This window comes from Lentzea rhizosphaerae, assembly GCF_042649515.1.
GTDB classification, from domain to species: Bacteria; Actinomycetota; Actinomycetes; order Mycobacteriales; family Pseudonocardiaceae; genus Lentzea; species Lentzea aerocolonigenes.
Genome location: NZ_JBHRZI010000010.1, coordinates 169,617 through 184,548, shown reverse-complemented (window position 1 = coordinate 184,548; position 14,932 = coordinate 169,617). Strand labels below are relative to the sequence as shown.

General features: G+C 69.7%; 10 protein-coding genes. 9 read left to right on the top strand and 1 reads right to left on the bottom strand.

Features of this window, described 5'->3' with window-relative positions:
* Positions 1–7 precede the first annotated feature (7 nt).
* Positions 8–5,239 carry an amino acid adenylation domain-containing protein gene (locus ACFOWZ_RS07030; protein WP_382370349.1) on the top strand — a complete coding sequence of 1,744 codons (5,232 nt, stop codon included), beginning with the start codon at positions 8–10 and terminating at the stop codon, positions 5,237–5,239.
* Positions 5,240–5,717: 478 nt separating this feature from the next.
* Positions 5,718–7,253, top strand: a complete 1,536-nt coding sequence (locus ACFOWZ_RS07025; protein ID WP_382370347.1) for a tryptophan halogenase family protein — start codon at positions 5,718–5,720, stop codon at positions 7,251–7,253.
* 160 nt (positions 7,254–7,413) lie between these two features.
* Here the strand turns inward: ACFOWZ_RS07025 and ACFOWZ_RS07020 are convergent, their stop codons facing one another.
* Complete coding sequence (locus ACFOWZ_RS07020; protein WP_382370345.1) at positions 7,414–9,309, bottom strand: AfsR/SARP family transcriptional regulator; 1,896 nt, start codon at positions 9,307–9,309, stop codon at positions 7,414–7,416.
* 231 nt (positions 9,310–9,540) lie between these two features.
* Here ACFOWZ_RS07020 and ACFOWZ_RS07015 point away from each other — a divergent pair, with 231 nt between their 5' ends.
* From ACFOWZ_RS07015 to ACFOWZ_RS06985, 7 genes are all read left to right on the top strand, one after another.
* A complete protein-coding gene (locus tag ACFOWZ_RS07015) occupies positions 9,541–9,987 on the top strand; it encodes a helix-turn-helix domain-containing protein (protein ID WP_382370343.1) in 447 nt (148 codons plus the stop codon).
* Positions 9,988–10,057: 70 nt separating this feature from the next.
* Positions 10,058–10,525 (top strand): hypothetical protein, encoded by a 468-nt coding sequence (locus tag ACFOWZ_RS07010; protein WP_382370341.1) that lies wholly within the window; start codon positions 10,058–10,060, stop codon positions 10,523–10,525.
* A 29-nt stretch (positions 10,526–10,554) separates the two neighbouring features.
* Positions 10,555–11,748: an MAB_1171c family putative transporter gene (locus ACFOWZ_RS07005; protein ID WP_382370339.1), complete on the top strand. Its 1,194-nt coding sequence runs from the start codon at positions 10,555–10,557 to the stop codon at positions 11,746–11,748.
* Positions 11,749–11,786: 38 nt separating this feature from the next.
* On the top strand, positions 11,787–12,116 hold the full coding sequence (locus tag ACFOWZ_RS07000) for an ArsR/SmtB family transcription factor (RefSeq protein WP_382370337.1): 330 nt from the start codon (positions 11,787–11,789) through the stop codon (positions 12,114–12,116).
* Complete coding sequence (locus tag ACFOWZ_RS06995) at positions 12,113–12,382, top strand: hypothetical protein (RefSeq protein ID WP_030469183.1); 270 nt, start codon at positions 12,113–12,115, stop codon at positions 12,380–12,382. The genes ACFOWZ_RS07000 and ACFOWZ_RS06995 overlap by 4 nt, the downstream gene beginning before the upstream one ends.
* Before the next feature lie 106 nt (positions 12,383–12,488).
* Positions 12,489–14,636 carry an MMPL family transporter gene (locus ACFOWZ_RS06990; protein ID WP_382370335.1) on the top strand — a complete coding sequence of 716 codons (2,148 nt, stop codon included), beginning with the start codon at positions 12,489–12,491 and terminating at the stop codon, positions 14,634–14,636.
* Between the two features lie 60 nt (positions 14,637–14,696).
* The gene (locus tag ACFOWZ_RS06985) at positions 14,697–14,915 is read left to right on the top strand and encodes an MbtH family protein (protein WP_030469185.1); all 219 of its coding nucleotides are present in this window, start codon (positions 14,697–14,699) and stop codon (positions 14,913–14,915) included.
* The last annotated feature ends 17 nt before the right edge of the window (positions 14,916–14,932 follow it).

Below are 14,932 nucleotides of genomic sequence, written 5' to 3'. Positions count from 1 at the left end.
AGTTGGAATGGTCGCCACCGAGGCACTGGTCCGCGAAGCCGTCGCCGAACTGGTCGGCCTGCCGCCGCACGAGGTCGATCTCACCCGCCGGTTCGCCGAACTGGGCGTGGAGTCGTTGGGAGCGCTGCGGTTGCGCAGGCTCGTCGCGGTGCGCACCGGAGTCGAGCTGCCGCTGACGTGCTTCCTGGGCGACCGTCCGGCGTGCGACGTGGTCGCGGAGCTCGCGAACGCTCCGGTCACCGCCGCACGCACCGTCGCGGAACTGCCGTCGGTACAGGCGGGCGAGCCGGTGCCGCTCACCCCCGTGCAGGCGGCCTACTGGGCGGGCCGCGGTCACGACTTCGCGCTCGGTGGCGTGGCGACGTTCTGGTACCACGAGTACGACCTCGCGCCCGATGTCGATCTCGACGGGCTGGAAGCCGCCTGGAACAGGCTCGTCGCGCACCACCCGATGCTGCGCACGACCATCGGCAGGGACGGCAGGCAACGTGAGCTGGCCGCGGTACCGCACTACCGCATCGGCCGGACCCGGTTGCGCGACGCAGCCGAGGCGGACCGGCTGCGGGAGGAGCGTTCGCACCAGGTGCGGCCCGCACACGAGTGGCCGTTGTTCGACCTGCACGCGGCGCAGTTCCCGGACGGCCGTACCCGCCTGCTCGTGGGTTTCGACGTGCTGGTGCTGGACTTCGCGAGCTGGCGCCTGCTGATGCGCCAGTGGGGTGAGCTGCTCGCCGACGCGAACACACAGCTGCCCGTCGCGTCCGCCGAGTTCCTCGACATCGTGGCGCACCGCGAGGCCGATCCCGCCCACCACGAGCGGCGATCGCGCGACCGCGCTCACTGGCTGGCGAAGCTGGACGAGCTCGCGGACGGACCGCGGCTGCCGGTCGTCGAGTTCACCGGCGCGCCGCGCTTCCGCAGGCGGTCACACCGGCTCACCGAGCAGGAGTGGACCGGCCTGCGCGCGCGAGCGGCAGAGCACGGTGTGAGTCCGACCGCGGTGCTGCTGGCCGCGTTCGGCCTCGTGCTGTCCTGCTGGGGCGCCGGTGAGAGGTTCAGTCTCAACGCGACGCTCTTCGACCGGCCGGAGGACGTGCCCGGCGTGGAGCACCTCGTCGGTGACTTCACCACCACGGCGTTGGTCGGGCTGGATCCGGTGTGCCGGACCGGATTCACGGCGTTCGCCAAGCAGGTCAACGCCGAACTGTGGACGGCGATCGACCACCGCGCGTTCGCGGGGGTGGAGGTGCTGCGCGAACTCGCCGCCCGGCGGGACGACGTGCTGGCGGCCGGCACTCATCCGGTGGTGTTCACCTCCGGTGTGGGCATCGGTACCGGCGCACCACCCGCCGCCTGGCTCGGTACCGAGGTCTTCGGTGTCTCGCAGACGCCTCAGGTGCTGCTCGACCACCTCGTCTGGGAGGAGGGCGGCACGCTGCGGCTGGTGTGGGACGCGGTCGAGGCCGCGTTCCCTGCCGGTTTCCTCGACGGGCTGGCCGAAGCGCAGTGCGCGCTGTTGCGTTCGCTGGCCGCCGACTCGTCGTTGTGGACACGGGTCGATCTCGGCTGGGACCCGTCGTTCCTGCGTCCCGAACCACTGGACGCGACGCCGTTCGGTGACTGCGGCCCGCTGCTCGACGACCCGCTGCGGCAGGCGGCGCTGCACGTGCCGGGAGCACCCGCGTTGCTGTCCACCGCGGGAGTGACGAGCCATGCCGAGCTCGCCGACCGCGCCTGCGTGCTCGGCGGGCACCTCACCGCGTCCGGTGTCCTGGCCGGTGATCTGGTGCTGGTCGCGTTGCCCAAGAGTCCCGCGCAGCTCGTCGCCGTGCTCGGTGTGCACCGCTGCGGGGCCGGGTACGTTCCGGTGGACCCGAGCTGGCCCGCAGCCCGCATCCAGGCGGTCTGCGAGCGCGCCGGGATCAGGCACGCCGTCGTGGCCGCTGGTCGGTGCCCCGAGCTCCCCGACGGCATCCAGATGTCCGAAGTGGACGATCGCGGTGCCCCGGTCGCGCTCGCGACGGGGGAGGCGCGGCCCGGCACGGCCGGCCCTGCGGACCTGGCGTACGTCATCTTCACGTCGGGTTCCACCGGTGTGCCGAAGGGGGTGGCGATCGAGCACCGCCAGGCCCGCACGACCGTCGACGACATCACCGACCGGTTCACGATCACCGGCGCGGACCGGGTGCTCGCGTTGTCCGCACTGAGCTTCGACCTCTCCGTCTACGACGTCTTCGGCGTGCTCGGTGCCGGTGGCGCCGTGGTCCTGCCGGACTCCGCACGGCAGCGCGACCCCCAGCACTGGTGCGAGCTGATCGGCGCCCACCGGGTGACCGTGTGGAACACCGCGCCGGCGTTGCTGGAGATCCTCGTCGAGTACGCGGAGGCGGATCCGGCCGCGGCCGCGCAGCTCTCCTCCCTGCGTCTCGCGATGCTGTCCGGAGACTGGATTCCGGTGAGCCTGCCCGACCGGTTGCGTGCGCTCGTACCCGGTGTCGAGGTGATGAGCCTCGGCGGGGCGACGGAGGCGTCGATCTGGTCCATCACGTTCCCGATCGGTGAGGTCGACCCGGAATGGCCGAGCATCCCCTACGGCAGGGCGTTGCGGGACCAGAGCTTCCACGTGCTGGACGACGAGGGACGGCCGTGTCCGGTCGGCGAGCCGGGCGAGCTGTTCATCGGCGGCGCGGGGGTGGCGCGCGGCTACCTCGGCGACGAGGCGCAGACCGCCGCGCGGTTCGCCGTCCACCCGGTGCTCGGCGAGCGCCTCTACCGGACCGGCGACCTCGGCAAGTGGCGCTACGACGGCACGATCCAGTTCCTCGGCCGCACCGACCGCCAGGTGAAGGTGCGTGGCCACCGCATCGAGCTGGGCGACATCGAGTCGGCGCTCGACCGGCTGCCACAGGTTCGCCAGGCTGTCGCCGCCGCGGTGCCGGGACCGGACGACCGGCCGCGCCTGATCGCGCACGTGGCGCTGGCAGAGCCGTTGCCGGACGCTGATCGCGTCCTGGCCGGGGAGTTGGGCAAGCGTTTGCCCGACTACATGGTGCCGACCCGGTTCGTGTGGCACGACGCCCTGCCGGTCACCGAGAACGGGAAGGTGGACCACAAGGCGTTGCCCAACCCCTTCCGGTCCTCGCCTCGGCTCGCACCGCCGCCCGCGACACCGAGCCATCCGATCGAGGCGGTGCTGCGCGACGTGCTCGGCCCCGCTGCCGACTTCTCCGCGGGACTGGTGGCCGCGGGCGCGACGTCACTGGACGTGGTGCGCATCGCGAACGCCGTCGAGGACATGACCGGCGTCCGTCCGTCCTTCCGCGACCTGGTCGGGCACGCGTCGATCGACGCACTGGTCGGCTCCCTGTCGGGCTCGGCCGAACCCGAACCCGAACCCGTCGTTCTCGCTCCGGCGGCGCCGTTCCCCGTGCCGGACGCCGCCCTGCACCTCGCGGACGCGCTCACCGAGGCCGCACGGTGGCTGCGCGAACTGCACGGCTGGGCGCGGCAGGTCCGCCACAGCGCACCGCCGGAACCGTTCCGCCTCACCGAGATGCAGCTCGCCTACCTCGTCGGGCGCGCCGACACGTGGCTCGGCGACGCCGTGGCACCGCACTACTACACCGAGGTCGACGTCGACGACCTCGACGCAGACCGGCTCGCCGGGGCATTGCGGATCGTCGTGGCCCGCCATCCCATGTTGCGTGCGACAGTGACTCCCGACACGCTGCAGCAGGTGCACGCCGAGGTGACGCTGCCGCGGATCGACGTTCTCGACCTGCGGTCGTACGACGAGGCCGGCCGCGAGCAGGCGTTGTCGCGACTGCGCGAGGAGCGTTCGCACCAGGTGCTCGACGCGACCCTGTGCCCGATGCTGCACGTTGCGGTGAGCAGGTTGACCGACCGGACCTGGCGTGTCCACTTCGGACTGGACTTGCTCTTCTGCGACGCGCAGAGCGCGGTGGTGTTCGCGCGGGAGCTGGTCACGGCCTACCGCGACCCCGCGCTGTTGCCCGCCGCCCCGGCCGTGACGTTCGAGCAGTGGGTCACCGCACGACGTCCGGCCGGCGAGCAGTCGCTGCGGTACTGGCGCGACGCCGCTGCCGAGATGGCCGACGGCCCCGCGCTGCCGGCACAACCGCCAGGCCCCGGCGCGGTGCGGTTCACCCGCCGCCGCACCGTGCTGGACGAGCGCAGCTGGACCGCGTTGCGCGAGCACGCCCGCTCCCGCGGCCTCACTCCGACGGGGCTGCTCGTCACCGCGCTGGGCGACGTCCTGCGTGCCGGTGGCGGTGGCGATCGCTTCACCCTGGTGATGACGGCGTTCGACCGCCCGGCGGAGCACACGGGCGTCATCGGGGACTACACCTCGACACTCCTGCTGGATGTCCGGGCCGGCGCGGGCGCGTTCGCCGATCGCGCCCAGGCACTGCAGCAGCGACTCTGGACGGATCTCGACCACAGCGCCGGTGTGCACGGCAACGAGGTGCTGCGCGAGCTGGCCGCCCGCCGCGGCAAGCAGGTTCTGTTGCCGGTGGTGTTCTCGAGCGGTCTCGGCAGCACGTCAGCCGATGCCTCGGAACTGCTGGAAGGCTTCGGCCGGACCGTCCACGCGATCAGTCAGACCCCGCACGTGCTGCTGGACTGTCAGGTCTTCGAGCAGGACGGCACGCTGCGGATCAACTGGGACTGCGTGGACGCCGCCTTCCCCGACGGCTACCTCGACCGGCTCTTCGCCGCCTACACGGACCTGGTGACCGCGCTCGCCGACACCGCGGCCTGGCGGGCCGCCGATCCGGCCGGCCTGGCAGGACGACGCCTGACCGTGCGGGCCCCGGCGCCACGTCAGCCGACGCCCGCACGACCAGGGCAGCTCGGCGACCCGGCAGTCGAAGCAGCGGTGGCGGAGGTGCTCGGCGGACTGCTCGGGGTGCCCGCGGAAGGACTGGACCGGACCCGGACGTTCTTCGAGCTGGGTGCGACGTCGCTGCTCCTGGTCCGCGCACACCGCGAGCTGCGCACGACCTGCGCGCCGGCGCTGACCGTGCTCGATCTGTTCGCGCACCCGTCGATTCGCGCAGTGGCGGCGCACATCAGCGGCAGGGATTCAGCGAAGTCCGTCGTGGACACCGCGGCTGCACTCGGCACGGACCCGGTCGTGCTCGCCGCCACGCAACGGGGCCGCAGGCGGGCCGGCAGGCTGACTCGTCGCGGCGCGGACGTTGGTGCGACGAACTGACTCGCCGCGCACCGAGGATCTGCGATGAACGGCGATGGTTCGCTCCACAGGCGAGCGGCACTGTGGGGAATCATGGCGGCCATTCGCAGGGTGGCACGACGCCGTCCGGTGGTGTCATGACCTGACCCGCGCACGGCAGTCGGTTCGCGGCCGCGGACGGTGCGGTGAAGGAGGGCCCGCCGCGTCGGCCTCCCGCGATCCCGGTGAAGCGCGATGGTGACCAGGTGGTGCCGGCCTGACCGGGAGTCCGCCCTCAGCGGTCAGTTCCACGATCGGGAGTTGCGCCGCTCGTTTTGCAGTCCTGCCAGATCGTGCGATAGCTCGAATATAGTCCAAGTATCAGATACCGGAGAACAGTGACTTCACTGTTTTCTGTCGGAATCGGCCCTGCCGGTCGGTGTAACGAAGGGTATCTGTCCGGATGGAAGACCACAGGATCTCCAACGTCGTCGTTCTTGGTGGTGGCACCGCAGGCTGGATGACTGCCAGTTATCTGGGCAAGGCGCTCGGCAGGTATGCGACGATCACCGTGCTGGAAGCGCCGTCCATTCCGAAGATCGGTGTCGGTGAGGCCACTGTCCCGAACCTGCACAAGACGTTCTTCGACTTCTTGGGCATTCCCGAGGAGGAGTGGATGCGGGAGTGCAACGCGAGTTTCAAGATGGCGGTGAAATTCGTCAACTGGCGCACGCCGGGTGAAGGTGAGGCGGTGGGCAGGCAGCTGCGCGGCAGGCCCGACCACTACTACCACCTGTTCGGCCTGCTGCCGACGCACCAGAACCTGCCGCTGTCGCACTACTGGGCCGCCAAGAGCCTTGGCGGGCAGACCACCGAGCAGTTCGACTACGCGTGCTACCGCGAGTCGCCGATCATCGACGCCCGGCTGTCGCCGCGGTTCGCCGACGGCACCAAGTGGACGAACTACGCCTGGCACTTCGATGCCCATCTGGTCGCGGACTTCCTCAAGCGGTTCGCCATCCAGAAGCAGGGTGTCGTGCACGTCCAGGACGAGATGACCGACGCGACGATCGACCAGCGCGGCCACATCACGTCGCTCAAGACCAAGGAGGGGCGCACGATCGAGGGTGACCTCTTCGTCGACTGCTCCGGCTTCCGCGGGTTGCTCATCAACAAGGTGATGCGCGAGCCGTTCCTCGACATGAGCGATCACCTGCTCAACGACAGCGCCGTCGCCACCGCCGTGCCGCACGACGACGAGGCGCACGGCGTCGAGCCCGCCACGTCCGCGATCGCGATGAAGTCCGGCTGGACGTGGAAGATCCCCATGCTCGACCGGTTCGGCACCGGGTACGTCTACTCCAGCAGGTTCGCCGACGCCGACGAGGCCGCCAAGGACCTGTGCGCGCTGTGGAACCTCGACCCCGAGGAGCAGCCGCTCAACCACGTCAAGTTCCGCGTCGGCCGGAACCGGCGCACGTGGGTGCGCAACTGCGTCAGCATCGGCCTGTCGTCGTGCTTTCTGGAGCCGCTCGAGTCGACCGGCATCTACTTCATCACCGCCGCGCTGTACCAGCTGGGCAAGCACTTCCCGGACAAGCGGTTCGACCCGGTGCTGATCGAGTCGTTCAACCGCGAGATCGAGACGATGTTCGACGACTCGCGGGACTTCCTGCAGGCGCACTTCACGCTGGCGCCACGCACGGACACGCCGTTCTGGCGTGCCTGCAAGGATCTTGTGCTGCCCGACGACATCCAGCACAAGATCGCGCAGTACCGGGCGGGGCTCGCGATCAACATGCCGGTCACCGACGAGGCCACCTACTACGAGAACTTCGAGGCGGAGTTCCGCAACTTCTGGACCAACAGCAGCTACTACTGCATCTTCGCCGGTCTGGACGTGCTGCCCGACCACCCGTTGCCCGCGCTGGCTTTCCGGCCGGACGCGATGGAGGGCGCCGAACCGGTGTTCGCGCAGATCAAGCAGAAGCAGGCCGAGCTGCTGAAGACGTTGCCGTCCACCTACGAGTACCTGCGCGAGCTGCACGGACGGTGATCAACTGATCACCCGCACGGCGGCATGCAATCCTGGCGCGGCACCTGCTAAGTTTCTTTTGCGGGTGCCGCCCAGGATCGGCCCCCGCGACGAGGGGATCCCCGAAGCCGGAAGGGCTGTCTCCCCGGGCCCGGGGAGACAGCCCTTCCGGTGACTGTGCTCAGGTGAGCGACAGCGCGGCCGACAGTCCTTCGGCCAGAGCGATCTCCTTCGCGACGAGCCTGGCCAGCGGGTGGAAGCGGTAGGCCTGCCTGCCGTCCGGCTCGATGCCCGCGAGCTCCAGCAGGTGCATGTCGAGCAGGTGCTCGGTGATCTGCTCGCCCGAGGCGTCGGGCAGTCCCAGCAACGAACTCGTCGTCGAGTGCGGGAACGACGGGACGTCCAGCAACGACAGGCGCAGCAGTGCGGTGCGGGACAACGGATCGAGGGACTGGCACCCGTCCCGGAGTCGTTCCTGGACGTCCAGGTCGCCGAGACGCAGCTCGTCCAGCAGCCGGTCGGGGTCGGCGAGCCTGGCCGCGAGGCGTGCCAGCGGCCAGTGCAGCTTGGCCGCGGCCCGCGCTCCCGCAATCCGCACCGCCAGCGGCAAACCGTGGCAGAGCCCGACGATCCGCGAAGCCGCACTCGTCTCGGCGCCCACGCGTTCCGGGCCCACGATCGCGGTGAACAACGACAACGCCTCGGCGCTGCCGAGAGGGGAGAGGTTGAGCGTGTACTGGCCTCCCAACGTGGTCAGCATGCGCCGGGTCGTGATGATCGTGCGGACGTGGGGAGCGCCGGTGAGCAGCGGACGGACCTGCCGGTCGGTCGCCGCGTCGTCCAGCACCACGATCATCCGCCGGTCGGTCAGCAGGCTCCGGTACAGGTGTGCCCGCTGTTCGAGGCTCGCCGGCAGCGACGACCCGCTGACGCCCAGCCCGCCGAGCAACGTGCCCAGAGCCTCGCCGGGCGACAGGGGAGTGCCGCCGCTGCCGCGCAGGTCGGCGAAGAGCTGCCCGTCGGGGAACTCGGCGCGGAGCTGGTCCGTCACGTGCAGCGCGAACACGGTCTTGCCGACACCCGGCATGCCGGTCACCGTCACCAGTGACGATCTGTGCCGCAACCGGTCGGTCGCGACGTCCAGCTCTGCCTCGCGGCCGGTGAAGTCGGGGGTGTCGGCGGCGAGCACGGCGGGTCTCGACGTCGTGGCGACGGAGGACCGCTGCACGGGAAAGGCCGGCCGCACGTCGTTGGTGAGGATCGCCTGGTACGCGCTCTTGAGCGTGGGTCCGGGGTCGACGCCGAGCTCGTCGGAGAGAAGTCTGCTGCCCTCCTGGAACGTCGCGAACGCCTCGGCCTGCCGGTCGCCCTGGTACAGCGCGATCATCAGCTGCGCTCTCGTCCGCTCGCGCAACGGGTTCGCGTTGACCAGGCCCACCAGCTCGGAGATGAGCTCGTGATGTCTGCCGAGTGCCAGTTCGGCGTCGATCCTGCTCTCGAGGGTCTTCATCCTGACCTCCTCGATCCCGGGACGTTCGGTCTCGGCGAGCAGGTCGGTGACGTCGGTGAGCGTCGGGCCGCGCCACAGGTCCAGCGCACCGCGCAACAGTTCGGAAGCCTGGTCGAACCGTCCCGCCCGCAACGCCTCGCGCCCGGAGCGGGAAAGGGTCTCGAACTCGTGGTAGTCGAACCGGGCGGTGCCGATCCGCATGAAGTAGCCCGGTCCCTGCCGGATCAGCGCCATGCTCCCCTGCAGATGCCGGCGCAGTCGTGATGCGTAGGTGTAGATCTGTGCCTGATAAGTCGCCGGCGGGTTCTTGCCCCAGAGCACCTCGCCGAGTTGTGCGTCGGACAGCACTTTTTCCCGTGCCAGGAGCAGTGCAGCCAGGATCGTGCGCTGCTTGGAGCCTTTCAGTGGAAGTTCAGCACCATTCAGCCACAAGCCGACTGGCCCCAGGATTCGGAACTCCAACGGTTGTTTCCCCCATTCGAGGTTGCACCTTTCTGTGCGGCGTTCAGGTAGGTGTGCACTCTGAAGGCGCGAATGTTGTGCGGTGGCGTCCGGACCAGGATTCACGCCGTCGTTCACCCCAGTCGGCGTGTGCCCGGACGCTCGCCCGGCGATGTCGCACGGGCGAAGAAACCAGTTTGCACGGTATGTCGTTGGTTAATATCCAAACTATGGTCAACGTACCGAGGTTCCACGAGGCCGTCAACTGTGGTTTGCGGTTCTTGACTGTTCCATTCACCGTGGTTGACGAGTGGTATGGTCGCCGCGGCCTGGGGGGCCTGTCGAACAGGAGGTGCGATGGCCGATGTGGCATCACTGCCGGAGGGGTCCCTCGCGGCGAAGGTCGACCACCTGTTCCGCACCGTGCACTCACGCGCTGGGCGGGAGTACACGTTCGAAGAGGTGGCTGAGGCGATCAGGCTCCGAGGCGGCCCTACGATCTCCGCCACCTACGTCTGGCAGCTGCGCCGCGGCCTGCGGGACAACCCGACGAAGCGGCACCTCGAGGCACTGGCCGGTTTCTTCGGCGTCCCGCCCGCGTACTTCTTCGACGACGCGGTGACCGAGCAGATCGACTCGGAGCTCGCGCTGCTGACCGCGCTGCGGGACAGCTCCGTGCGCCGGATGGCGTTGCGGGCGTCGGGTTTGTCTCCCAAGAGCCTCGGCGCGCTCACCGCTATGGTGGAGCGAGCGCGCGAACTCGAGGGCCTGCCTGACAGCCCCGACGAGGAAGCGGGTTCGTGACACGTCGGACGGGGGCGATGTGATCGGTCGGGGCACGGACATGAAGCGGCTGCGCCGCCGATGTGACGCCATGGTGCGAGAACTGCCGATGCCCGCGCCGTTCGACGTGCGAGCGCTCTGCGATCTGGTTGCCGGGCAACGGAAGCGGCCCATCGAGCTGACGCCGATGACGGCGCAGCCCGGTGTGCTGGGCGTGTGGGTCGCGACCGATGAGCTGGACCTGATCTTCTACGAGGAGTCGACGACACCTCCGCATCGGGACCACATCATCCTGCACGAGCTCTGTCACCTGTTGTGCGACCACTACTCGGCCCCGCTGACCGGCGCCGACCTGGCCCGGCTGCTGATGCCGAACCTCGACCCGGACATGGTGCGTTCCGTGCTGGAACGCACCGAGTACTCGGCCGTCGAGGAGCAGGAGGCCGAGCTGCTCGCGTCCCTGATCCTGCAGAAGGCGGCGCCGGCGCGGGCGGGTCATCACGGCGAAGGACTGGCCGACCGCATAGAGGACGCACTGAACTGGCCCGATCCGCGCTGACCTGAACCAGATCGGCAGGGAGTTCGCCCGTGCTGGACGCGCTGCGGTTCTACGCGCCGCCTTTGCTGGTCGGCTGTTTCTTCGTGACGATGCTGGTGAACGGCAACCATCGGCCGCGCACCGATGCGCAACGCGCGGTCCGGCTGGGCCTGGCAGGCCTCGGTCTCTCGCTGATCGTGCTGACCCCCGTCGGCTACTCGCTGATCGGCCGGGCGGGCATCCCCAACCTCGCCCGCTTGCTGGGACACGGCTTCATGCTGGTCGTGGCGTGGGCGGGACTGGCGTTCGTCGCCCACCTGACCATGCGGCCGCAGGAGGCGAGCCGCCGCTCGGTCCGCGTCGCCTGGTGGTTCGCGGCCGGGTTCGTGCTGCTCGCGGTCCTCTTCGCGCTGGCGCCGATCGACGTGGACGACGTGCGGTTCGCGGGCCGGTACGCGGGCACGGCGTGGGTGCTGGAGTACTGGGTCGTCTACGCCGGCTGCCTGACCCCGGCGTTCGCGGTCGTGGCCCGCGAGTCCTGGCGGTTCGCGCGGATCACGTCGGACCTGGTGCTGAGCCTCGGCCTGCGGCTCATCGCGGCCGGTGCGGTGTGCGCCCTGACCTATCACGTCCACAAAGGACTGTACTTCGCCTCGGTCCGGTTCGGCCTCGGGTATCCGGTGGTGCCGGCACTGGACAAGTACCTCCCGCTCGCCGCGAACGTGCTGGTGTTCGTCGGCAGCACGGTCCGCTGGTGGGCACCGAGGGTCGGCTTGAGCGCGCTCGTCGCGTGGATCGGGCGGTACCGGACCTACCTGGGGTTGCGTCCGCTCTGGCTCGGGCTCTACGAGGCGAGTCCGCACATCGCGCTCGAACCCCCGCGCTCGGCGCTCGCCGACCTCCTGCCCGGCGACCTGGGTCTGCGGCTGTACCGCCGGGTGATCGAGATCAGGGACGGCAGGATCGCGCTGCGGCCGTACCTCGATCCGGAGGTCGCCGCCTCGGCGCGCAGGAACGCCGCACGGGTCGGGTTGAGCGGCCAGGAACTGGACGCGTTCGTCGAGGCGACCGTGCTGGCCGACGCGCTGCGGGCTCGCTCGCTTGGGGTGCGGACTCCCGCGCCGGACGCGCCCGTCGGTGTGCCCGGTGGCGGCGACATGGGCAGTGACACGGCGTTTCTCACCGACGTGGCGCGTGCGTACCGCAGGGTCTCCCGGTCGGACAACGTTGAGCGGCTCGCCTAGCACCTGCTAACATTTGTTGGCATGTGCAGGGTTCAGTTGTGACCGGGGATGAGCTGGTGCGCATCCTCGCGACGCTGGCCAACCCACACCGGTTGCGGGTGTTGGCAGCGCTCACGCGAGAGCGCAACTACGTGAGCGCGCTTGCTCGCGAGCTGGGGATCAGCCGTGCGTTGCTGCAGGTTCATCTGCGCAAGCTCGAGGCGGCGGGACTGGTGCGCGCGCACCTCGAGCTGTCCGAGGACGGCAAGGCGATGAAGTTCTACGAGATCGAACCGTTCGCCGTCGAGCTGTCGCCGGAGTCGGTGGCCGACGCCGTGCAGACCCTCACGAGCACGGAAATCAGTACGGAGAAGGGATCGCAGGCATGAGCCCCTACGGCTGGCAGGAGATCATCGGCGTCGTCGGGGTGTTCGTCCTGATCACATCCGTCGCCACGGTCAGCATCTGGCAGCTCGCCGCGACGTGGCGGGCGAAGGCTGCGCTGACCAGGGAGAGCGAGTACCGCGCGCTGGCCGAGCGGGCCGTCGCGGCGCAGGAAGGTGCCGAACGCAGGCTCGGCGAGCTGGGGGAGCGGTTCGCGGAGATGCAGGCCCGGATGCAGTCCGTCGAAAGGATTCTCAAAGAGGTCGAGTAGCAAGTGCTGGGCCGACGAGCGGCAACTCGGCGGCCCAGCGAAGAAGTACCTCTCGCCCGAGGGCGAGTTCTCTGCAGGAAACTCCTTCGAGGAAGGACCTTAGTCGATGCTGCGCGCACGCAGGTCGAATGCCGCTCTGGTGGAGCGGGTGGCCGGGTGGTCGGTCCGGCACCGCGTCCTGGCGGTGACCGGATGGTTGATGTTGGTGCTGGTGGCGGTGCTGGCCGGTGCGCTGGGAGGGGACGGGGCGTCGGCGCGAGATCCCGGTGAGACCGGCCGGGCGACCGAAGTGCTGGACCGGCAACGGACTTACGCGCCGGTGCGGGAGAACGTGCTGGTCGAGGGAGCCGCACGGGAGGCGGCGACCGACGACCTCGTGTCGGCGTTGCGCGGCACGAACGCCGTCACCGACCTGAGCCGGCGGGTGTCGGGGAGCTCCGTGCTCGTCACGTTCCACGTCGCCGGGCCGAACGAGCAGATCAAGGCGCACTACGACACCGTCGTGCGGACGGTGTCGGACACCTCGGCCCGTCATCCCGGCGCGCGGCTCGCGCAGGCAGGGGACCGGAGCCTCGCGAAGGCCGTCGACCAGGCGGTGAAGGACGACTTCCAGCGCTCGGAGCTCATCTCGCTGCCGATCACCGCGCTGATCCTGCTGGTGGTGTTCGGTTCGCTGGTCGCGGCCTCGGTTCCGTTGCTGCTGGCCGGAACCACGGTGGCCGCCGCGTTCGGCCTCATCGCGCTGATCGGCGACTGGATCCCGGTCAACAGCGCGACGTCGTCGATGATCCTGCTCATCGGGATCGCGGTCGGGATCGACTACGCGCTGTTCTACCTGCGCCGCGAACGCGAGGAGCGCGCCGCCGGCAGGACCGTGGCGGAGGCGTTGCGGATCACCGCGCGCACGTCCGGACGGGTCGTCGCGGTGTCCGGGCTGACGGTGATCCTCTGCGTGGCGGGGCTGCTGTTCACCGGGCTGGACAACTTCCGCGGGCTCACGGTCGGCACGGTCCTGATCGTCGGGCTCGCCGTGCTCGGTTCGGTGACCGCGCTGCCCGCGCTGCTGTCCCTGCTGGGGCCGTGGATCGACAAGCTGCGGGTGAGCCGTCACCGGACGACGGTGCGAGAGTCGCGGGTGTGGTCGGCGGTGGCCCGTGTGGTGGTGCGGCGACCGTGGTTGTGGGGTGGTCTCGCCGCGCTCGGGCTCGTGGTGATGGCCTTGCCCGCGGTGGACATGCGGCTGCAGGACGCCGCGGCGGTGAACAGCCTGCCCAGGTCAGTGGCGGCCGTCGACGGCGCGATCCGGATGCAGCAGGCGTTCCCCGGTGCACCCACTCCCGCACAGGTCGTGGTGTGGGGCGACGTGGACGGGGCGCGGGCGGCGGCCGACGGCCTGCACCAGCAGATCGCCGCCAGCGGTGGCCTGTTGCACGAGCCGATGTCCACGGCACAGGTGGACGACGCGCTGGTGATCCGGGTGCCGCTGGCCGGATCGGGCACCGACGAGGAGTCCAACCGGGCGTTGGAACACCTGAGGACCACGGCGTTGCCGGCGGCGTTCGGACACGTCGACGGTGTCGAGTTCGCGGTCGCGGGCAAGACGGCGTTCGCCCACGACTTCACCGACCAGGTGCGCAGGACGACGCCGATCGTGTTCGCCTTCGTCCTGGCGCTGGCGTTCGTGCTGCTCGTCGTGGCGTTCCGGGCGCTCGCGATCCCGCTGATCTCGATCGGTCTCAACCTGTTGTCGATCGGCGCGGCGTACGGCGTGCTCACCTGGGTGTTCCAGGACGGGCACCTGAGCGCACCGCTGGGCTTCACGTCCTACGGCGGCGTGGTCGGCTGGTTGCCGTTGTTCATGTTCGTGCTGCTCTTCGGCCTGAGCATGGACTACCACATCTTCATCCTCAGCCGGATCAGGGAACGCTGGTCCGGCGGCGCGGACGCCCGGTCCGCGATCGTGGGCGGCGTCGGCAGCAGCGCGGGCGTCGTCACCAGCGCTGCGGTGATCATGACGGCGGTGTTCGCCGTGTTCGTCACGCTCAGCGCCATCGAGTACAAGATGCTCGGGGTCGGCATGGCCGTGGCGATCATGATCGACGCGACGATCGTGCGCGGTGTGCTGTTGCCCGCCGCCATGGCGTTGCTGGGTGAACGGGCCTGGGTGCTGCCAGGAGGCCTCGGCCGGTTCTCACACGTGCCACGGCTTTCCGACCGGGAAAGCGCGCCCGGCCAGCGGATAGTTCGGGTATAGACCCAGTATTGGCCCCACGAGAACTCTTCAGGCGACCAACCGATCGCGTGAGGAGTTCTCGTGGCAGAGGAACAGGACGACAAGCAGACCTACCTCGTCGTCGTGAACGACGAGGAGCAGTACTCGATCTGGCCTGCCGACCGGGACCTGCCCGCCGGATGGCGTGCGGACGGCACCGAGGGGACTCGGGCCGACTGCCTCGCGCACATCGGTGAGGTGTGGACGGACATGCGCCCGCTCAGCCTGCGCCGCCGCATGGCGGAAGCAGCGGCGGAGTAACGCGCTCACGGCAGCGA

Excerpts from the sequence above, each read along its gene's own strand:
- ACFOWZ_RS07030 (WP_382370349.1), top strand. The coding sequence starts at position 8 with ATGGTCGCCACCGAGGCACTGGTCCGCGAAGCCGTCGCCGAACTGGTC.
- ACFOWZ_RS07025 (WP_382370347.1), top strand. The coding sequence starts at position 5,718 with ATGACTGCCAGTTATCTGGGCAAGGCGCTCGGCAGGTATGCGACGATC.
- ACFOWZ_RS07015 (WP_382370343.1), top strand. The coding sequence starts at position 9,541 with ATGGCCGATGTGGCATCACTGCCGGAGGGGTCCCTCGCGGCGAAGGTC.
- ACFOWZ_RS07010 (WP_382370341.1), top strand. The coding sequence starts at position 10,058 with ATGGTGCGAGAACTGCCGATGCCCGCGCCGTTCGACGTGCGAGCGCTC.
- ACFOWZ_RS06995 (WP_030469183.1), top strand. The coding sequence starts at position 12,113 with ATGAGCCCCTACGGCTGGCAGGAGATCATCGGCGTCGTCGGGGTGTTC.
- ACFOWZ_RS06990 (WP_382370335.1), top strand. The coding sequence starts at position 12,489 with ATGCTGCGCGCACGCAGGTCGAATGCCGCTCTGGTGGAGCGGGTGGCC.